We start from the raw sequence: 18,723 nt of genomic DNA on the forward strand, positions 1-18,723 counted from the left end.
TATGAAATTGACAATCATAGATTTTTAGCATATTCTATTACTAGAAAATGCGGCGCAGCGCAAAAAGAGGTAATTGAATGATAGTAAAAAGAGATATATATTTAAATCGGATAATCGAACGTCAAAATAATGGAATGGTTAAGGTTATAACCGGAATAAGACGTTGTGGGAAGTCCTTTCTTTTGTTCAGGTTATATAAGGAATATCTAATAACCAGCGGGATTAATTCGGATCACATAATAGAAATTGCGTTGGATGGAATAGAATCAGAGGATTTACGAGATCCTAAGACTTGTTATAACTACATAAAGGAAAGAATAGTAGACAATAAAAAATACTATGTTTTATTAGATGAAGTGCAGTTTCTTGAGAGGTTTGAAGAAGTACTGAACTCGCTTCTAAGAATTGAGAATGTGGATGTGTATGTAACCGGTAGTAATTCTAAATTTCTGTCAAAAGATATAATTACTGAATTTAGAGGCAGAGGAGATGAAGTGCATATTTATCCATTAACTTTTGCTGAGTTTTATTCAGCTTTTGGTGAAGAATATGACGATGCGTGGGATGAATATTTAAATTATGGCGGCTTGCCCGCCCTTCTTGATATGAATAATTCCAAGCAGAAAATGGATTATCTAAAGAATATATTTGATAATGTATATATGAAGGATGTCATTGACCGAAATAAAATAAAAAACAGAGACGAAATCAATACATTGGTAGATATCCTTGCATCGGCGATTGGCTCGCCTACGAATCCAACCAAAATAGCTAATACATTTGCAACAGAAAGGCATAGCAGTTATACAAATAAAACAATCTCTGCCCATATAGATTGTTTGGAAGAAGCTTATCTTATATCAAAGGTTAACAGGTATGATATAAAGGGGAGAAAGTATATAGCTGCTAATCGGAAATACTATTTTACTGACGTAGGATTAAGAAATGCCAGGCTTAATTTCAGACAACAAGAGCCAACAGATCTAATGGAAAATATTGTTTACAATGAGCTGTTGGCAAGGGGGTACCTGGTGGATGTGGGAATAGTAGAGGTCAACCAGAAAAATGCCGAAGGGAAAAGCATAAGAAAGCAACTTGAGGTCGATTTTGTTACCAATATGGGAAACCAACGGTATTACATTCAGGTGGCCTATGATCTTTCAACTGAGGAAAAGCAAAAACAGGAGTTTAACGTACTCCGAAAAATACCTGATTCCTTTAAGAAAATTATTCTGGTTAACGGATCATCCAAGCCATGGCGAAATGAAGATGGTTATGTAATTATGGGCATGAAGTTTTTTTTGCTGAATGAAAACAGCTTGGAGTATTAAAGTATAAGGAACGGTTTATAAAGAATATGAAAAGTACGGTTTTACAGAAGTAAAACTCGCTGACTATGAATATGAGCGCGGGGACATTGCTTTTGAGAAAATACTATAGAGAACAGGGGGTAATAATGATGGAAGAATTAAGAGTAGATATGAGAGAACTCACACCTGAGGAACAGGCAATATATGACAGGCAGGCACAGCTGATGTTTAAGCTGAATCGTACTATGCCACGTACAGAGGAATATATGGGTGTGCTTAAAGAGTTATTTGAAGACAGGATTGGAGAAGGCTCATATGTTGCAGCACCTCTTGGTGGAGCTGCCATGGAGAAGCTTGTTATAGGTAAGCATTGTTTTATCAACAGTAATCTTCTGGCAATGTCAAGAGGAGGCATTACGATCGGAGATAATGTGCAGATTGCAGGAAATGTGCAGCTCTTATCCAACAATCATGATCCTTATGACAGACAGATCCTGACCTGTAAGCCTATCGTTATCAAGGATGGAGCTTGGATTGGCGCAGGGGCAACCATACTATCGGGAGTAACAATTGGTAAGTTTGCAATTGTCGGAGCTGCATCTGTAGTAACACATGATGTTGGAGACTATGAAGTTGTAGTAGGCAGTCCGGCAAGAGTGATCAAGACATTGGATGCTGAGAAGTTTAAAGAGGCTGTGAATGAGTAAACATAAGGTGGTAAATGGTCAGCTTCTTCAGATGAACAAGTCTTACAAAGGATACAGAAGTGATCCTTTTTTAGTATGTAGTTAGCTATGTCTAAAAAAAGATTTATAATGCTGATAAAGGGTATCGGGGTAGATGATTTCAGAAAGTGATATTGAAGGAATGAAAAAGACTGCTGCTCTAAAAGCTGGTGACAGAAATCCCTATTCGTGGAACATGGAATATCTTCCCTATGATGACAGTGGATATAAGAAGAAAAGGATAAATGGATAGGCTAAAGGAGTGAGATTATTATGCTACTAACGATATTTTTGGCAATTGTATTATGTGTAGCGATAACGATTATGATGTTTGCTGCAGTTGCATTTATTCAGGACAAGAAGTTGTTTTCATCAGCTCCAAAGGAGTTTCAGGAAGTAATAGTGACACGGGATAAGGAAATATTTTATGGAGCAAAAGTGATAGGCTGGACATTCATTGTATTCAGCTTCCTTCTAATCCTAGGTGTGGGAGTAATCTCTATCTGGGACGGACTCAGGAGTGAGTATTCCTTTTGGCAGTTCTTTACACGATTCATACTGATACTCACGTTTTATAAACTTTACGATATGATCTGCTTTGATTATTTCCTGCTTATGAAGTATCACTTCTTCCAATTCTATTTTCCGGAAATAGAGAGCGTGACACAAGGTAGGAAGTACGGATACAACATAAAGAGTCAGCTGATAAAACTGTTGATTATATTCCCTGCGGCTTCTGCTTTGGCAGCATGGATATGTTCATTGTTTTGAAACAAGGAAAAAAAGTAAAAAGAAAACAGAAAGCTAAGAGCAGGGATTCTGATTTCAGGTATACCATAGATGTAGGCGATGGGTGGGAACGTACAAAAAGTATTTAAAATAGAAAGAGTGAAATAGTTTGTTTTGGGATAATGTTGCAGGAATTTATGACTTGTATCAGATTATAAATCGGAAGGCTAATGATCATGCGGCTTCTATATGCGCTGAATATATTACAAATGAAGATAATGTACTTGAATGCGCGTGTGGAACCGGGATTATGACAAGAATAATTGCTCCGAAATGTAAAACACAGACAGCTACAGATTTTTCAGAAAAGATGATTCATAAGGCACAAGGGAAATTAAAGAAATATAAAAAGGTCGAGCCAAAGGAACCATGTGCGTGGCATTAGGAACGTCCCCCGTTAGTTTTTTCCGAAAAATTGGACTTAATTGGTGGTAAAACATAGATATCAATATCAAGAACATATGAAGGGGGAACTAAACTATGAAGAAAATGTTTGTCACTTTATCACTGATTATCGCGCTCTTAGGAACAACCTGTCTGCCGTTGATGACGGCGCAGGCGCAGACTTGTACACACGATTGGAGCGACTGGGTAGTGGAAGAAGAAGCAACTTGCACTACGACGGGAACGCAGACTCGCACCTGTAGCCAATGCGGCGCAGAGCAGACGCAGACCATTGCGGCAACCGGTCATACCTGGGGCGAATGGGACGTCGACGAAGATCCAACCTGTACGGAGGCCGGCTCGGAATATCGCTGGTGTGAAAATTGCGATGCAGAGCAAACGCGAACCGTAGCGGTAACCGGTCATAACTGGGGTAAATGGAAGACGAAGAAAAAGGCAACGACTATGCAAGCTGGCAAGAAGGTTCGAGAATGTAAGTATTGTGATGCAACTCAGAAAAAGAAAATTGCCAAAAAGAAGATGACTGCATCCATGAAGAAGGCAAAGAAAGTTGCAAATGATTACATGAAAGCGGCTAAGGCTTATGATGTAAATAAGATGAATTCGCTATTCGCCAATAAGAAATGTTCTACCGGATATCCGACATCAGTAGTCGATGGATATTTAAAAAAATACAATAAAAAATACTTGAAATGGAAATTTGTGGATGTCAAAAAAGACGGTAAAATTTATAAGGTGAAAATGAAAGTCACAAGACCGGATATGTATAACAATTTTTACAAAGCAGTAGATGACACACTGACCTGGTATCTGGGAATGTCCTTATTCTATAGTGAGCCAAGTAAAAGCGCACTTTTTCAAAAGTACAATGCGAATCTGGTTAAGTATCTAAAGAAATTTGCCAAAAAATCCAAGAAGACAGATACCACAACGATAACTTTGAAAATCAAGAAAACCAAAAAGGGATGGAAGATTGTAAAGAAAACTAAAGCCATAGTGGACATTGCATGTGGCTATGCGAATGCCGGAATGGATGCTGCATATGATGAGTGGGATTAAAGATGAAGGAGGAGATGATGGTTTCTGATTCTGTTCAAGAAAATGAAGACACAACGTGGCAGGAAGCTTACTCTGCCTATTTGGAAAGGGGGACGGATGGCATATCATTTTCCGAAGATGGCGAAAGTACATTTGAATTGATTTATTTGGATGATAATGATGTTCCGGAGCTGTATATCAGTTCCGGATTTGAAGCCAAAGGAACCATGTGCGTGGCATTAGGAACGTCCCCCGTAGTTTATGAAATCCATTCATAGACAATTCCATACCATTCTCTTGTAAAATACGTAGCAAACATCCACCAATGAGTGTGCGCAGAAACCGCGGTTGTGTTAATACCCAGTTTATCCGCAATGACAGATGCGCGATATTCGTGAAATTCATTTGTGACAATCGCAAGATTGGTATTCAGCCCTTTTTCCTGAATAATATCAAGCGAGAAACGAAGATTCTCACGCGTGGAAGTGGACTTATCTTCCATGATTAACCGGCCAGGATCAACGCCGTGCTCGGTCAGATAAGTGTACATACACTGCGCCTCACTGATGTCTTCATCGGAGCCTTGCCCGCCGGACAAGATACACACCGCGTCTTCGTGCTCGTCCAGATAAGTTTGCGCAGCAGTAAGTCGCTCACGTAGCATCAGGCTTGGGCTCGAACCGCGCACCTGACAGCCTAGCACAACCAGCGTTTCATCGCCGCCACCGGAACCGGTTGCCTCGTGGATAATGAGCGCCGACAAGATTACGGCAGCAACGATGCAAAGAATAATGATGACTGCAATGACGCTTACAATCACGCGTCCAACTGTGACTTTCCAAATTCTTTTTACAAGCGGATTAATTGCAAATGCAAATATCCCATACAAAATCAAGATTACTCCAATCGCAATTCCGGTAGCGTTACCAATATTGAGAATTCCGTATAAAAATAACGGCGGTGTATATAAAACTTCGCAAATAAATCCTAGTAAAATTACTATAATTCTAATGACCAAATCTCTCACCTCATAGTGTAGTATAAAGCAAGAGTTATGCTTTTGCATCAAAATTTCCAGTGGTTTGTTTTACGGCGCCGGTATATTCTTTTCTGGCTTCACGATATGCCTGATAATAAATGGCTTTCATCGTATCATACACTTGCATTTCTTCCCTATATGGTAATCCCATAAGAAGACAGATCCATCTGTTACCTGCTTCGCGTACAACCTGGGCATTGTGAGCGCGCTCAGCGGCTGATTGACTCATTAGCCTGGTAGCCTGGGCCATGGCAGCAGCCCTGTTCGGTGCAACCATGGAAATTTCGCCGCGTACCAGATAAGAGCGCTTATAGATATGTAACAAAAAAGTGACGTGAGAAAAACATATGAAATGAATTTTGGGATGATTTATAATGTTTTTAGAACGATGTCAACTACCTATAGGAAAGGATAAAGATATGGAAGAAATTTTTAAAAGAATTAGTGTAAGAAAATATGAAGACAGGCCTGTTGAAAAAGATAAGATTGAAATGATACTAAGAGCAGCAATGGCAGCTCCATCGGCAGGTAATCAGCAACCATGGGAGTTTTATGTTGTTACTGACAAAGAGACTATTAAAAAGCTTTCTGAATGTAGTCCATATTCTGGATGTGCAGCTGGAGCGCCTTCTGTTCTTGTACCTTGCTACAGGACAGAAGGGCTTATGTTCCCTGAATTTGATAAGATAGATCTTTCTATTGCAACAGAGAATGCGCTTTTGGAGATTACCTCTCTTGGTCTGGGGGGTGTTTGGCTTGCAGTAGCTCCAATACAAGACAGGGTTGAGAATGTTACAAAGGTCTTGAATATACCATCCACACTTGTTCCATTTGCACTTGTTCCTTTTGGCTACCCTGCAGAAAGTAGAGAGCAACAGAATAGATACGATGAGGCAAGAGTTCATTATGTTGGTTGAAAAAGAATAATATGAAAATATAAATAAAATGCCAAAACTATGGAAGTGTAAAGAACACTTAATTTAAAGATTCAAAGAGACCGCGAAGGGAATGGTTGCAAGATTTGAGCCAACTGCAGACATGGCAAAGGTAGAAGCATGCATTCAGTCATTGTTATAAAGATCCATTTTGAAATAACGCTTGACGATTATTGTAAACGAGTGTTAGCATATGCAACAAGAGCGTAGCAAAAACGAGTAAGTTCATCTTACCGGAGCGGGCTATGCTCTTTTGTTTTTTAGGAAGTAAGAAACAAAAAAGAAATGGAGAGATTCGTAATGAAGGAAATCACGATTCATCAATTAAAGCAGTTGCCTAAAGGGGACTATCAGCTAATCGATATACGAGATGAGGGAAGCATTCTATATGGGATGATACCGGATGCGGTTTGTATTCCGGCAGCGTCATTTGACAGTGAAATAGATCAATGTATAGAGAAATTGGATAAGAATCGAAAAATCGTATTATATTGTCAGCGTGGAGAGCAATCGAGAGAGATTGCGGAGCAATTAGAGGAGCGAAATCTGGATGCTTATAATCTGTCGGGAGGATACAATGCTTTTCTGATGGATACGATGTTAAATGAAAGCAGTGAAGAGGCTCAGATAAAAGCGGAAAAGAGTATCAGGGATCGTTTTCATAAACAGATATTTACCCCGTTTGCAAAGGCATGCAAAACCTATGATTTGATACAGGAGGGAGACCACATTGCTGTTTGTATTTCAGGGGGAAAAGATTCTATGCTCATGGCAAAACTCTTTCAGGAGTTGCAAAAGCATAGAAAGGTCAATTTCGAACTGACCTTTCTAGTGATGGATCCGGGCTACAACAAAGAGAATCGAGCCTTAATCGAGCACAATGCAAAAAAATTAGGCATCCCGATTACGATATTTGACAGTACAATATTCGATGTGGTAGATACAGCAAAAAAGAATCCGTGTTATCTGTGTGCGAGAATGCGTCGAGGTCATTTATATAGCAAAGCAAAAGAACTCGGTTGCAATAAAATTGCGCTTGGACATCATTATGATGATGTCATCGAGACAATCCTTATGGGAATGCTCTACGGAGCGCAGGTACAGACAATGATGCCGAAGCTTCACAGTACAAACTTTGAAGGCATGGAATTAATACGTCCCCTTTATCTGGTAAGAGAAGAGCAGATTTGTAAATGGAGAGATTACAACGAATTGCGTTTCCTGCAATGCGCATGTCATTTTACAGAGACCTGTAGCACCTGTCATGTGGATGGAACGACTTCTTCGAAGAGACTGGAAACGAAAAGATTGATTGCAAAGTTGAAGGAAAGCAATCCATATGTAGAGGGCAATATTTTTAAGAGCGTTGAAAATGTGAATCTCAGCACAGTGATTGCCTATAAAAAAGATGGAAAACGACATCATTTTCTGGATGAATATTAGAAGCAAAATAAACAGCAGCTATAAGAGATTGTTATCGCGAGAAATTAGACAATATGTAATGACCTCCATTTTGTAGCAACGTGGATTTACCTGTATACTATAGTTGCTAAAACAAATGGTAACAGGGATAACCGAATACAAAAGGAGGATATGGTCATGAATATCAAGGTATTAGGCGGAGGATGCAAAAGCTGTGAGGCTCTCCTTGCATCTGTAAAAGAAGCAGTTGCGAAAAAAGGGATCGATGCGGAGATAGAGTATATCACGGATATGGAAAATCGGCAAAGAATTCAGAAATGGATTTGATGCCGATCTTTTTTTGCAGAATTATATAGTTTGTGATTCGGAAGCTTTTCATTTCGCAAATTTTAAAATTGATTAAAATTGCGAAATGAAATACAATTAAATAAAGGCGGTGAAATTACGATGAAACTTATAAAAAGAGACTATTATCTAAATAAACTTTTATCGGTAAAGGATGTTCCGGACATAAAAGTAATAACCGGGGTAAGAAGAAGCGGTAAATCTAAATTGATGGATGCTTTCATAGATATGATATCTGCTGATGATAAGGCTAATATCGTCCGGATCAAGCTGAACTTAAAGAAGTTCGAGAAACTGTTGGATGCGGACAAGCTTTATGACTACATAGAGCAACAGTATGCAAACGACAAAACGAATTATCTTTTCATTGATGAAATACAGCTATGTGAAGGTTTTGAACGTGTGATCAATAGCATTTACGAAGAAGAAATCTATGATATTTACCTTACCGGGTCAAATGCATTCCTTTTATCAAGTGATTTGGCTACGTTGTTTGGGGGAAGAGTTTATGAGATAAGTTTATATCCATTTTCATTTAAAGAGTATCTTATGTATTATCCATCAAATGATATAGAGGAAGCCTTTGATTCTTATGTAAAGAAAGGTGGAATGGCTGGTTCATATCTTTATAAAACGGAGGAAGATGCCAGACAATATGTTAATGGTATCTATAGAACCACTATTACAAAGGATATCGTTAGAAAATTCAAGATAGAAAACGAAGATCTTTTGATAATGATTGGGAACTACCTTATGGATAACGTTGGTAACCAGACTTCGATAAGAAATGTGGCATCCAAACTAACATCTGGCACCTACAGAACTAATGATAAGACAGTAGGGGCATATATGAATTACTTTTGCCGATCATTCCTTTTTTATCCAATCCAGCGTTATGACATAAAGGGGAAAAGATATTTAGAATCAGATAAGAAGTACTACCTGTCTGATTTGGCTTTCCGCTTTTCTGAGATAGGAACAAAAAATACTGATTATGGACATCTCTATGAAAATATAGTGGCAATAGAACTTCTCAGACGCGGATACGAAGTATACGTGGGAAAATTATATAAAAAAGAAGTGGATTTTGTCGCAATCAAAGAAGGCGAAAAGGTCTACATTCAGGTATCTGATGATATATCCAGAGAGGATACTTTTAAGCGAGAAGTTTCATCGCTTTTAGGGATTAAGGATGCTTATCCAAAGTTACTGATAGCCAGGACAAAACATGATGAAAGCCAACATGAAGGAATAAGGATTATCGATATCGCCAGATGGCTTTCTGATTCGCAAAAATAATAAAAGTTCAAATTTGCGAAATAGATGGGCATACGCAAAAGTGTAATAAAAGAAAAGGTTAATGAAAATGGGTGAAATAAAAAAACAGATGGACGATGCGAAGCAGCGTGAATACAAAGATTTGTATGAGGCATATTACAGACATGCTTATGCTGCAGCGCGTCAGATTATCAATCAACATGAAGAGTGTGAGGACATTGTACAGGAGAGCTTCTTGCGATGCAATTCTGATTTCATGGCCGGATGTGACCAATGCCGATGGTTTTGAATTGACCACTGTCTGGGCAAATGAAGAGGGCGCGTAGAATCCGCATGTTTATGAAATTGAAAAGACAGGAAATGGGACATATAAAGCTGCAGATGGCGTGTACAAAGATGCTTACGATCTGATTACCTATCAGATTTCGATGGAAGTGCCATATACTGACCGCTTACAGTTTGTGGATCCTTGCTATGGATGGAAGCTGCTTTCTGTTTCGATAAAATCCTATCGCATGAATGGAGAACAAAAAATCTGGTCGGAAGAAGTCACTAGATAAATTTTTTAACTCAGTCGGGGTACAAGCTCCGACTGAGTTAAACGCTCCGCGAGGATGCGCACGGATTCGGACAGGAATTTGTCTGCTGAAGCAGACCCGAATCCGGCGCGCAAGACTCGCGAGCGAGTCTTGACAAAAAGTTAGATTTTGTTAAACCCTCTTTAGGGATTTTTATCGTCTTATAAGTATGAGGCATAAAAATGAAACCATTTGCGTCTTAACAAAATATAATCAAAGTAAAAAGAGGTGTGGAAAATGGAGAAAAAAATTAGGGTAACAACATTATTTTTGGTAATACTACTTGCGATTATCGCACTGTATCATCCAAATACTGTAAAAGCAGCCGAGGTAATAGACGGCTTTCATGGAGGAAGTGGAACGAAAGATAATCCTTACCAGATAGCAACAGTAGAGGAATTCGAGATTTTAAGGGGAAATTTAAATGTAGATGATGGATACGATCATACGGATTTTTATGATACATATTTTGTCTTAACAAAGGATATCGCGTATGACAGTTCCAAACAGATTAGTGCGCCGCAACTAGGATTGACCAAATGTAAGATTGATGGAAAAGGTCACACAGTCAGTGGTATAACATCCAACGGAAAATCTTTGTTCAACCGTGTAAATGAAACTGAGATTACAAATATTAAATTTAAAAATTGCAATCTTAAGAATACACCGCTCCTGGCGAAAGATATTTTTGATGGTAAATTATCAAATATTACTTTTTCAAACAGTAAGGTAAGTTTTAATAACCAGAATAAAAAAGATTTTAGCGATGAGTCCAATTTTGGAAGCAAGTTACACTACGGTGGGCTTGTAAACTGGGTTTATGGTACGAAAACAGAAAAAGTAAATGTAAATATTAACATGACGATCAAGGGTACCGGTGTCTATGGCATGCTTTATGGAAATTTCAGAGGAAATGCAACAGGCATCAAGACGGCAGGAACACTCAAGGCAGCAATACTTTATGTGAAAAAGAATCAAGCGGTAAGCTGCATCGGAGGTATGTTCGGTAATATCGAAGGAACGGTTAAGAATTCTGTTAATAATGCAAAAATTACTGTTTCATTACCAAATAAAAAAGTAGGTTGCAGTATTGCTGGTATCTCCGGAAGCGGAAGCTATCCATTAGAAGGTAAAAAAACCGGCTGCAGATATTATAAATGTAAAAACCAGGGAGCGATTAAGGTAACCACCAAATGGAAAAATAAAGAAAGATTATTTGTAAATGTTGCAGGAATTACCGCAGGTTTTACGGATGGAGATATTCAAAGTTGTTCTAACTCCGGAAACATTACCGCTCCTTTCTCAGAAGGCATAGCAGGAATCACGAATACCGCAAACGGAACAATTACGAAATGCAGTAATTCCGGAAAGATTACAGGTGTGGATACAAAACGAGTGTCAGGAATCGTTAATTGGGCTTATAAGAATGTGAAAAGCTGCACGAATTCCAGAGCAATTAAAAATTCTGCCAGCGTGATTCACTATGATGGTGATAGCAATGCAGCAGGTATCGTGAACTATGTTGATTCTAAATATAGAAATGTAACAATCCGCGATTGCAAAAATAAAGCCAAAGTGACGGCTGTCAATAAACGTTATCACGCCTCTAGTGCTGCAGGTATCGTAAATCACATTGGTCAGACGAACAAATATCATAGTACTGTCTCCAAATGCAGCAATTCCGGAACAATTTCTGGCGACGGCAAATCTTCAGGAATTGTAGATTCTTCCGGAAATTGGCAGGTGAAAAAAGGAAAGAATGTCATTAAATCCTGCACAAACACTGGGAAAATTTATATCAGAGGTGGCGAAGAGAAACCTGGAATCTGTAGTTATGCAGTCAATACTACGATTAAGGGATGCAAAAATAGAGGAAAGATAATAGAAAAATAATCGCAAGGTGTTGATAAAAGCCCACTTATTCGTAAGTGGGCTTGGAATCAGACTTTACGTTTGCGATTGAAAGGCTTTCCTGATTTGCTGCAGAAATTTTTCTGCAATAGGAGTAAAGGTCTGATACTTATTCCATATCAGGTATAATTCCGATCTGAGCGCAGGTGAAAGTGGCCGAAACACCATATCGGTTCCTTCGGTGTTTATCAGGTCCTTAAATGTAAGGAGGATTCCGAGTTTTTCTCTTGCAAACACAGAGCCGTTATAGGATAGTCTGAAAGACCCTTCAAGCTTAAGCTCTGAAAATCGGTTTTTTGCCCATGCTTTAATCTCGTTGTTCCAACTCTGCTCGGAGACAAATAGAGGCTCGCCCACAAGGTCGGATACACGGATGGATTTTTTCTTTGCAAGGGGATGAGATACTGACATAATGGAACCCCATACATCCGCCTCGGGAAACTTTACATATTCATATTTATTGCTGTCAGGTGTTTCGCAAAGCACAGCAAAGTCTAGAATACCCTTATCAAGCTTTTCTGTAACCTGTTCGGTATCACCGCTGGTTATGTGATAAGAAAGTCCTGGATATTTTTCTTTTAACTTATAGATCTCCCTGGCAAGGTATCTTATCTGATAGCTTTCTGCCAGTCCAAAATGTATATCGCCACCGGTTATATCATCCAGAGAATTAAATTCCTGTTCGATCTTATCTGACATTGCTACTAAATCCTGGGCGCGGTCACGCAGTAGCATACCCTCATCTGTAAGTGAAATACTGAAGCTGTGCCTTACAAACAGCTTTTTTCCAAGCTCTTCCTCTAATGCTTTTAATGTCTTTGAAAGAGTTGGCTGAGAGACATGAAGCTGCTCAGCGGCTTTCGACATATTTTCTTCCCTCGCAACTGCAAGAAAGTATTTGAGATTTTTTATTTCCATGAAAACCTCCTAAAGTTAAATGATTTGGATGATATTCCAAAAAGTAATATCATGATATTTATTTTATTCATTAGCGAAAAACCGGTCAAGGCTTTAGTATGGAAATTGAAAGGAGTCAGAGATGGATACAGAAAAAATACTTGAAAACCTTTCAGGCATGGGCTGTGATGAGAAAGAAATAAGCTTTATGAAAAAGATGTATGAAGAAGGGGATACAGATACGCTTCTTCGAGATCTTAGAAAATGCCGGTGCCATCTGATGGACGAACTTCATGACAGTCAGAAAAAAGTAGATAACATGGATTTTTTGATAAGACAGATCCAAAAAGAAAAGTAATTAAAACGGAGGAATGTAAAATGAACAGAAAAGAAGAACTGAACCTTGTAACGGAATGGGATAAAACCTTTAAGAAAAGTGATAAAGTAGACCACAGCAAAGTCACATTTGTAAACAGATATGGAATCACGCTTGCAGCGGATATGTATGTTCCAAAGAATGCAGATGGTAAGCTCCCTGCAATTGCTGTATGCGGGCCATTCGGTGCAGTTAAAGAGCAGTGCTCAGGTCTTTATGCTCAGACAATGGCAGAGAGAGGATTCTTAACAATAGCATTTGACCCATCATTTACAGGAGAGTCCGGTGGGAACGTAAGATATATGGCATCTCCTGATATCAACACAGAAGATTTCATGGCTGCAGTTGATTTCCTTTCACTTAATGAAAAAGTAGATTCTGACAGGATTGGAATCATCGGTATCTGTGGATGGGGCGGCATGGCTGTAAATACAGCAGCTCTTGATACAAGGATCAAAGCTACAGCTGCAATGACAATGTATGACATGACAAGAGTAAATGCCAAGGGATATTTTGACTCCGAGGACAGCGAGGAAGCAAGGTATCAGAAGAGGGCTGCCATGTGCGCTCAGAGACTTGAAGACCTTAAGGCAGGTGAGTATAAGCTTGGCGGCGGTGTAGTAGATCCACTTCCGGAGGATGCACCTTTCTTTGTAAAAGACTACTATGACTATTACAAGACAGACAGAGGCTATCATAAGAGAAGCCTTAATTCCAATGGAGGCTGGAATGTAATTGGCTGTGAGTCCTTCGTTAATCAGCCAATACTTAAGTACAGCAATGAAATTAGAAGTGCAGTTTTGCTGGTTCACGGAGAAAAAGCACATTCATGTTATTTTTCAAAGGATGCATATGCAGATATGGTAGGAGACAGCAAGTATGCTGATAATAAAGAACTTATGATAATTCCTGATGCGGTGCATACAGATCTATATGATGGCGGAGATAAGGATTATATTCCTTATGACAAGCTGGAGAGCTTCTTTAAGGAGAGTTTAAAGTAATGATAACGGTTGAAGAAATACTGGAATATCTTAATTTGGACAGAGTAGAAGATATGACAGAAGAGATGCATGAATGTTTCATGAGGCAGAGCCAGGCTGCCATAAAGCAGACCATGGAATTAAATACCAAGTACCATACGCCAGAGGAAATCGTCAGTATCATGACTGAACTGACCGGTGAGGAAGTGGATGAAAGCTTGAGATTGTTCCCACCTTTTTATACGGATTTTGGAAGAAACATTCACATCGGGAAAAATGTATTCATCAATTCCGGATGCAGCTTCCAGGATCAGGGCGGCATATACATTGGTGATAACACCCTGATTGGGCACAGGGTCGTCCTTGCTACTCTGGATCATGATTTGAATCCTTATGACAGGCACCTTCTGTGTGCTCCTATACATATTGGAAACAGGGTTTGGATTGGAGCAGGAGCAATTATAACCAGAGGAGTTACAATCGGTGACGGTGCTGTAATTGCAGCTGGAGCTGTTGTAACTAAAGATGTAGAGGAAAACACAATTGTGGGAGGCGTTCCCGCAAAACTGATTAAGAAGATAGAAAATGTCGTGCCAATAGAAAAGAAATAAAGGATGTTTAAGATGAAAACGAAAATGATTTTGATAACATTCTGTATGACGATCATGTTTTGTATGAGCGCCTGTTCTGGAAATACAATAAACTCTGGTGATAATCAGAATGCAGTAACTGAAATATCAACATCAGAAAATGTTGAAACAGAAAGCTCAGAAGAGAATGTCATGTCGGAGGGAACTGCTATGTATCAGCCGGCAGAAAAAGATGAATCAGCAGATGATGAAGCTATTGGGGATAATACTATGATAATGATGATTGATGATACAAAAGTTAATGTGGAGTGGGAAGACAACCAGGCTGTAGAAAGACTGCGGGATATGGCTAAAGATGGTGATATTACCATTCAGATGTCAATGTATGGCGGTTTTGAACAGGTGGGTTCCATAGGACAGAGCTTGCCACGAGATGATAAACATTCAACAACGAGTTCAGGTGACATTGTACTTTATTCGGGCAATCAGATGGTAGTGTTCTATGGCTCCAACAGCTGGTCATACACAAGACTTGGTCATATATCTGATAAGGATGAGGCAGAGATGGCAGATCTTCTTTCGCAAGGAGATGTTACGATAACCATCAGCACGGAATAGGTACCTCTTACGAAGATGTCGTGGACAAGGCTGTTGTTTACAGATTTGTTCTTAATTCTGATGACGAGGGAAGAGCTTCTATCCTTGTATAGAATATAAACTCAAGAAGCGCGGTGCAAGAGTAACTTCTACTTGTACTGGATATGGACCCCAAAAAGTAGAATTTTGAAATTCACATTACGAAGGCGTGTACGGAAAGGCGTGTAGATCGGATGGTCTATGCGTCTTTTTGAGTACGATTTTTGGGATGAAAAATTTGTTAGGATTGGTATGTAACAATCAAGCAATGGATTCAAGAAATGTTTGGAGGAAATACCGCATGAAGCATATTGTTGTTGATTTAGAAATGAATACGATCCGTAAGAAGGATGATGCACGTAGAATATGTGGTTTAGAGACAATAGAGATTGGTGCAGTTATGCTCAATGATAACCTGCAGGAAATTTCTTCTTTTCGTACCTATGTAAAGCCTGAGCATTGCGATGGTATCGCAAGAAATATCAGTAGACTTACAGGTATCACAGATGACATGGTGGCAAATGCTCCAAAGTTCAATGAAGCACTTCACATGTTTGCAAATTGGTGCCTTGCGACCGGTGATGAAGTCATAGTATATGCCTGGAGCGAATCTGATTATAGCCAAATTGCAAAGGAAATGGTTTTGAAAAGCTATGAGATTTCTGGTGCAGAAACTGAACTATTAGGAAATGACTGGTTTGACTTTCAGCAGGAATTTGATTCATACCTTGGATTTGAACGTCAGGTGTCTTTGAAGATGGCTCTTGAAATGGCCGGTGTAGATTTCTTGGGTAGAGAGCATGATGCATTGGACGATGCAAGAAATACGGCAGAGCTTCTTCAGATTATCAGGGATGAAGAGCGGTTCAATAAGACCCTACGGAAGATTAAAGAGTATATGGAACCGACTGAAATTGGCACTACCATAGGTAGCTTGATTGATTTTTCAGCATTTGTATGTGCATAGGGCGGAACGACAGATGTTACGTTAAGTGTAGAGAATTCTTTGAAGCAGATTCTAGAAGATTAAGACCCTATTGGAAAAGAATAACAAAGCACTCATTTTTTTGAAAAGTGGGTGCTTAATAATTGAAGGGAGCGTATAAGAAATGAAGCACCATAAACTGCTGGTTTATGGTGCTGACAGAAAAAAGATGTTACAGTGATTGCACAATTGAAATATCGGGTAAATAAAACCGGGATAACGAAGGATATTAGGAAGAACCATAGGAGTACTCTGCTTTTTTTCAAAAAGTTTGGTTCTTTCAATCTAAGTTACCCGGTTTTTGTGCGTTAAAGTATATTTTTTTAAAAGGAGAAACACGATATGGAAAAGATGAATTTCACGAACAAACAAACAGCATTTGAGTATGCATTTTACATGATAGCAGCAAGCTATTTCAACAAGGCCATTTGCCGGTCTAAAATGACAGAGCAAAATATGCTCATACAATACAAAGAACAAAAAGTCAAGACTCGCTCGCGAGTCTTGCGCGCCGGATTCGGGTCTGCTTCAGCAGACAAATTCCTGTCCGAATCCGTGCGCATCCTCGCGGAGCGTTTAACTCAGTCGGAGCTTGTACCCCGACTGAGTTAAATAGCCAATATCTTATGGAAGAGTTGTGCATAGGCTTTATGGATGACCTTGCCGATAAGTTACCGTCTAACTTCTTTGAAAAGGAAGTGGAGGTTAACTTAAAAAGAATAACACCTAAATTAGTAGAAATCATAATTTCGAACCGCGACTACGCGATGGTATTTAGACCAATATATAAGGGGAAGAAATCAGAGATTCGACATCAAATATGGAGAAAGATTCTCCATTGATTCAGTCGGAGTACAAACTCCGACTGAAAGATATTACATAGGCATCAGATTTTTGCCGAATTCTTCATCGACAACACTGGCAACAGCAGTATAGATGGCAGATGCACCGCTGATGATTCCAATCACACCGGCAACGATTCCGAGTGTGTGACTTCCGGCAAAATTCTCCAAAGCCAGGAATAAAAACAAGAGCATAAGTGTTCCAAAAACAATGCGTGTTGCGTTATTTCCTTTGATGGTACCAATAAACATAAAGAAGGTATAAATGCACCAAAGCAGGAAATAAAAACCAAGAGAAAGCGAATCGGCAGCTTCGATGCCAAGCTTTTCATATGGTAATAACCAGATTAAGATAAGTGACCACCAAAACAATCCATAGGATGTGAAAGCCGTAGCGCCAAAGGTGTTTCCGGCACGAAATTCCATGATTCCGGCGATAAATTGCGCCAGGCCTCCAAGCATAATGCCCATTGCGATAATCACAATGGAAAGCTCAAAGACACCTACATTATGAAGATTTAAAAGTAGAGTGGTCATTCCAAAACCGAGAAGACCCAAAGGGCCTGCGTTCGCATGTTTTACATAATTTGTTTCTGACATTTTTTCATTACCTCCATTAAACTGTACATACGTGTAAAAGAATACTAGAATAAGAAAAAAAGTTCAAGGCGAATGTGCGGGGAATGAAATCAGAAGCTGAAAAATCGCACACCGTCTGGTGAAAACATTCACAGCAATCAAAAACGGTATAGGAGGATATGGAAGATGAAAGTGTTATTATTGAATGGAAGTCCAAGAAAAGACGGAAATACATCTATTGCCCTAAATGAAATGGTAAAGGTATTTGAAGCAGAAGGAGTAGACGCTACGGTAGTTCAGATTGGGAACAAGGATATTCGAGGATGCATTGCTTGTGGTGCCTGTTTTGAAAAAGGTAAATGTGTCATAGATGATCTGGTAAATGAGTTGGCTTTGAAATTCGAAGAGGCAGATGGCCTTGTGGTTGCTTCGCCGGTATATTATGCTTCTGCAAATGCAACACTTATAGCCTGTCTTGACAGATTATTCTACAGTACACATTTTGATAAGACGATGAAAGTGGGTGCAAGTGTAGTATGTGCAAGGCGAGGAGGACTATCGGCAACCTTTGATGAACTTAATAAGTATTTCACAATTAGCGGCATGCCAGTGGCAGCAAGCCAGTATTGGAATAGCATTCATGGACGAGAAAAGGGAGAGGCAAAGCAGGATGCAGAGGGATTGCAGACAATGCGTGTTCTTGCAAGAAATATGACATTTCTTATGAAGAGTATTTCTTTGGGAAAAGAACAATTTGGCTTGCCTCAAAAAGAAGAGTGGCAACCGACACATTTTATAAGACATTAAGTAAAATTTTAGTGGGCAAAAAATATGGGAAGAGGATTTCTCCTCTTCCCAATCATACAGAAAAACTTTAGTATTTAATTGCGACAAAAATACAAAGGAATACTATGTTAGTCGAAGAAGGAATTACTTTCAAGGAGTTTGAGCTTAAAAAAATTTCAAATGATTTGCGAATGGGGACAAAACTTTACAAGAAAATTCTTGGAAAAATATGATGCGTATCTTATGGAGAAGTGAGATAAGAAGGCGTATCGAC

At 39.2% G+C, this 18,723-nt stretch carries 25 protein-coding genes; 21 read left to right on the plus strand and 4 right to left on the minus strand.

Translation table 11 applies throughout. The annotated features are described in order from the left end of the window. Positions 1–77 precede the first annotated feature (77 nt). From BLS20_RS01070 to BLS20_RS01095, 7 genes are all read left to right on the plus strand, one after another. The gene (locus BLS20_RS01070; RefSeq protein ID WP_090171181.1) at positions 78–1,331 is read left to right on the plus strand and encodes an ATP-binding protein; all 1,254 of its coding nucleotides are present in this window, start codon (positions 78–80) and stop codon (positions 1,329–1,331) included. A gap of 128 nt (positions 1,332–1,459) precedes the next feature. Beyond that, entirely contained in the window at positions 1,460–2,017 is a 558-nt protein-coding gene (locus BLS20_RS01075) for a DapH/DapD/GlmU-related protein (RefSeq protein ID WP_090171183.1), read from the plus strand. A 133-nt stretch (positions 2,018–2,150) separates the two neighbouring features. After that, positions 2,151–2,288, plus strand: a complete 138-nt coding sequence (locus BLS20_RS13625) for a hypothetical protein (RefSeq protein WP_176762225.1) — start codon at positions 2,151–2,153, stop codon at positions 2,286–2,288. Between the two features lie 20 nt (positions 2,289–2,308). Continuing rightward, on the plus strand, positions 2,309–2,806 hold the full coding sequence (locus tag BLS20_RS01080) for a hypothetical protein (RefSeq protein WP_090171186.1): 498 nt from the start codon (positions 2,309–2,311) through the stop codon (positions 2,804–2,806). Between the two features lie 127 nt (positions 2,807–2,933). Next, a complete protein-coding gene (locus BLS20_RS01085) occupies positions 2,934–3,209 on the plus strand; it encodes a methyltransferase domain-containing protein (protein ID WP_090171189.1) in 276 nt (91 codons plus the stop codon). A 95-nt stretch (positions 3,210–3,304) separates the two neighbouring features. Next, the gene (locus tag BLS20_RS01090) at positions 3,305–4,288 is read left to right on the plus strand and encodes a hypothetical protein (RefSeq protein ID WP_090171192.1); all 984 of its coding nucleotides are present in this window, start codon (positions 3,305–3,307) and stop codon (positions 4,286–4,288) included. Next, positions 4,279–4,545 (plus strand): hypothetical protein, encoded by a 267-nt coding sequence (locus BLS20_RS01095; protein WP_176762226.1) that lies wholly within the window; start codon positions 4,279–4,281, stop codon positions 4,543–4,545. The genes BLS20_RS01090 and BLS20_RS01095 overlap by 10 nt, the downstream gene beginning before the upstream one ends. Here BLS20_RS01095 and BLS20_RS01100 read toward each other — a convergent pair. Beyond that, positions 4,527–5,285 carry a YdcF family protein gene (locus BLS20_RS01100; RefSeq protein WP_176762227.1) on the minus strand — a complete coding sequence of 253 codons (759 nt, stop codon included), beginning with the start codon at positions 5,283–5,285 and terminating at the stop codon, positions 4,527–4,529. The two genes, BLS20_RS01095 and BLS20_RS01100, sit on opposite strands and share 19 nt — an antisense overlap. A 34-nt stretch (positions 5,286–5,319) precedes the next feature. After that, the gene (locus tag BLS20_RS01105) at positions 5,320–5,631 is read right to left on the minus strand and encodes a hypothetical protein (RefSeq protein WP_176762228.1); all 312 of its coding nucleotides are present in this window, start codon (positions 5,629–5,631) and stop codon (positions 5,320–5,322) included. A 94-nt stretch (positions 5,632–5,725) separates the two neighbouring features. Here BLS20_RS01105 and BLS20_RS01110 point away from each other — a divergent pair, with 94 nt between their 5' ends. The 7 genes from BLS20_RS01110 (at position 5,726) to BLS20_RS01135 (ending at position 11,757) form a co-directional block, all read left to right on the plus strand. Next, the gene (locus BLS20_RS01110; RefSeq protein WP_090171204.1) at positions 5,726–6,223 is read left to right on the plus strand and encodes a nitroreductase family protein; all 498 of its coding nucleotides are present in this window, start codon (positions 5,726–5,728) and stop codon (positions 6,221–6,223) included. Positions 6,224–6,526: 303 nt separating this feature from the next. Next, positions 6,527–7,684 (plus strand): PP-loop family protein, encoded by a 1,158-nt coding sequence (locus tag BLS20_RS01115; RefSeq protein WP_090171207.1) that lies wholly within the window; start codon positions 6,527–6,529, stop codon positions 7,682–7,684. 156 nt (positions 7,685–7,840) lie between these two features. Next, complete coding sequence (locus tag BLS20_RS01120; protein ID WP_090171210.1) at positions 7,841–7,990, plus strand: thioredoxin family protein; 150 nt, start codon at positions 7,841–7,843, stop codon at positions 7,988–7,990. A 120-nt stretch (positions 7,991–8,110) separates the two neighbouring features. Further along, positions 8,111–9,307: an ATP-binding protein gene (locus tag BLS20_RS01125; protein ID WP_090171214.1), complete on the plus strand. Its 1,197-nt coding sequence runs from the start codon at positions 8,111–8,113 to the stop codon at positions 9,305–9,307. Positions 9,308–9,374: 67 nt separating this feature from the next. Beyond that, positions 9,375–9,575 (plus strand): sigma factor, encoded by a 201-nt coding sequence (locus BLS20_RS01130; RefSeq protein ID WP_176762229.1) that lies wholly within the window; start codon positions 9,375–9,377, stop codon positions 9,573–9,575. 97 nt (positions 9,576–9,672) lie between these two features. Next, a complete protein-coding gene (locus BLS20_RS13630; RefSeq protein ID WP_176762230.1) occupies positions 9,673–9,846 on the plus strand; it encodes a hypothetical protein in 174 nt (57 codons plus the stop codon). A gap of 255 nt (positions 9,847–10,101) precedes the next feature. Continuing rightward, positions 10,102–11,757, plus strand: coding sequence for a hypothetical protein (locus BLS20_RS01135; protein WP_090171221.1), 1,656 nt, complete (start codon positions 10,102–10,104; stop codon positions 11,755–11,757). A 54-nt stretch (positions 11,758–11,811) separates the two neighbouring features. On the opposite strand, the gene BLS20_RS01140 is transcribed toward BLS20_RS01135, so the two are convergent. Next, positions 11,812–12,693 (minus strand): LysR family transcriptional regulator, encoded by an 882-nt coding sequence (locus BLS20_RS01140; RefSeq protein WP_090171224.1) that lies wholly within the window; start codon positions 12,691–12,693, stop codon positions 11,812–11,814. A gap of 121 nt (positions 12,694–12,814) precedes the next feature. Between BLS20_RS01140 and BLS20_RS01145 the strand changes: the two genes are divergently transcribed. The 6 genes from BLS20_RS01145 to BLS20_RS01170 all read left to right on the plus strand — a co-directional run bounded on the left by BLS20_RS01145 (position 12,815) and on the right by BLS20_RS01170 (position 16,854). After that, positions 12,815–13,030 (plus strand): hypothetical protein, encoded by a 216-nt coding sequence (locus BLS20_RS01145; RefSeq protein WP_090171226.1) that lies wholly within the window; start codon positions 12,815–12,817, stop codon positions 13,028–13,030. Positions 13,031–13,050: 20 nt separating this feature from the next. Continuing rightward, positions 13,051–14,052: an alpha/beta hydrolase gene (locus BLS20_RS01150; protein WP_090171229.1), complete on the plus strand. Its 1,002-nt coding sequence runs from the start codon at positions 13,051–13,053 to the stop codon at positions 14,050–14,052. A 2-nt stretch (positions 14,053–14,054) separates the two neighbouring features. Continuing rightward, the gene (locus tag BLS20_RS01155) at positions 14,055–14,642 is read left to right on the plus strand and encodes a sugar O-acetyltransferase (RefSeq protein ID WP_423230166.1); all 588 of its coding nucleotides are present in this window, start codon (positions 14,055–14,057) and stop codon (positions 14,640–14,642) included. Between the two features lie 12 nt (positions 14,643–14,654). Beyond that, on the plus strand, positions 14,655–15,239 hold the full coding sequence (locus tag BLS20_RS01160; RefSeq protein ID WP_090171236.1) for a cyclophilin-like fold protein: 585 nt from the start codon (positions 14,655–14,657) through the stop codon (positions 15,237–15,239). A gap of 319 nt (positions 15,240–15,558) precedes the next feature. Next, positions 15,559–16,224 carry a 3'-5' exonuclease gene (locus tag BLS20_RS01165; protein WP_090171239.1) on the plus strand — a complete coding sequence of 222 codons (666 nt, stop codon included), beginning with the start codon at positions 15,559–15,561 and terminating at the stop codon, positions 16,222–16,224. Between the two features lie 360 nt (positions 16,225–16,584). Next, positions 16,585–16,854, plus strand: a complete 270-nt coding sequence (locus tag BLS20_RS01170; protein WP_090171243.1) for a hypothetical protein — start codon at positions 16,585–16,587, stop codon at positions 16,852–16,854. 263 nt (positions 16,855–17,117) lie between these two features. Here the strand turns inward: BLS20_RS01170 and BLS20_RS01180 are convergent, their stop codons facing one another. Beyond that, positions 17,118–17,684: an acetate uptake transporter gene (locus BLS20_RS01180; protein ID WP_090171250.1), complete on the minus strand. Its 567-nt coding sequence runs from the start codon at positions 17,682–17,684 to the stop codon at positions 17,118–17,120. Between the two features lie 165 nt (positions 17,685–17,849). On the opposite strand from BLS20_RS01180, the gene BLS20_RS01185 reads away from it, so the two are divergent. After that, positions 17,850–18,470 (plus strand): flavodoxin family protein, encoded by a 621-nt coding sequence (locus BLS20_RS01185; protein ID WP_090171252.1) that lies wholly within the window; start codon positions 17,850–17,852, stop codon positions 18,468–18,470. Positions 18,471–18,723: the final 253 nt, after the last annotated feature.

The sequence above is a fragment of the Eubacterium oxidoreducens genome (assembly GCF_900104415.1).
GTDB lineage: Bacteria > Bacillota > Clostridia > Lachnospirales > Lachnospiraceae > Eubacterium_C > Eubacterium_C oxidoreducens.

Coding starts and splice junctions, on each gene's coding strand:
- BLS20_RS01115 (WP_090171207.1), top strand. CDS start 6,527: ATGGAGAGATTCGTAATGAAGGAAATCACGATTCATCAATTAAAGCAG.
- BLS20_RS01165 (WP_090171239.1), top strand. CDS start 15,559: ATGAAGCATATTGTTGTTGATTTAGAAATGAATACGATCCGTAAGAAG.
- BLS20_RS01140 (WP_090171224.1), bottom strand. CDS start 12,693: ATGGAAATAAAAAATCTCAAATACTTTCTTGCAGTTGCGAGGGAAGAA.
- BLS20_RS01110 (WP_090171204.1), top strand. CDS start 5,726: ATGGAAGAAATTTTTAAAAGAATTAGTGTAAGAAAATATGAAGACAGG.
- BLS20_RS01170 (WP_090171243.1), top strand. CDS start 16,585: ATGGAAAAGATGAATTTCACGAACAAACAAACAGCATTTGAGTATGCA.
- BLS20_RS01120 (WP_090171210.1), top strand. CDS start 7,841: ATGAATATCAAGGTATTAGGCGGAGGATGCAAAAGCTGTGAGGCTCTC.
- BLS20_RS01160 (WP_090171236.1), top strand. CDS start 14,655: ATGAAAACGAAAATGATTTTGATAACATTCTGTATGACGATCATGTTT.
- BLS20_RS01070 (WP_090171181.1), top strand. CDS start 78: ATGATAGTAAAAAGAGATATATATTTAAATCGGATAATCGAACGTCAA.
- BLS20_RS01075 (WP_090171183.1), top strand. CDS start 1,460: ATGGAAGAATTAAGAGTAGATATGAGAGAACTCACACCTGAGGAACAG.
- BLS20_RS01125 (WP_090171214.1), top strand. CDS start 8,111: ATGAAACTTATAAAAAGAGACTATTATCTAAATAAACTTTTATCGGTA.
- BLS20_RS01150 (WP_090171229.1), top strand. CDS start 13,051: ATGAACAGAAAAGAAGAACTGAACCTTGTAACGGAATGGGATAAAACC.
- BLS20_RS01090 (WP_090171192.1), top strand. CDS start 3,305: ATGAAGAAAATGTTTGTCACTTTATCACTGATTATCGCGCTCTTAGGA.
- BLS20_RS01180 (WP_090171250.1), bottom strand. CDS start 17,684: ATGTCAGAAACAAATTATGTAAAACATGCGAACGCAGGCCCTTTGGGT.
- BLS20_RS01185 (WP_090171252.1), top strand. CDS start 17,850: ATGAAAGTGTTATTATTGAATGGAAGTCCAAGAAAAGACGGAAATACA.
- BLS20_RS01145 (WP_090171226.1), top strand. CDS start 12,815: ATGGATACAGAAAAAATACTTGAAAACCTTTCAGGCATGGGCTGTGAT.
- BLS20_RS01130 (WP_176762229.1), top strand. CDS start 9,375: ATGGGTGAAATAAAAAAACAGATGGACGATGCGAAGCAGCGTGAATAC.
- BLS20_RS13625 (WP_176762225.1), top strand. CDS start 2,151: ATGATTTCAGAAAGTGATATTGAAGGAATGAAAAAGACTGCTGCTCTA.
- BLS20_RS01080 (WP_090171186.1), top strand. CDS start 2,309: ATGCTACTAACGATATTTTTGGCAATTGTATTATGTGTAGCGATAACG.
- BLS20_RS01135 (WP_090171221.1), top strand. CDS start 10,102: ATGGAGAAAAAAATTAGGGTAACAACATTATTTTTGGTAATACTACTT.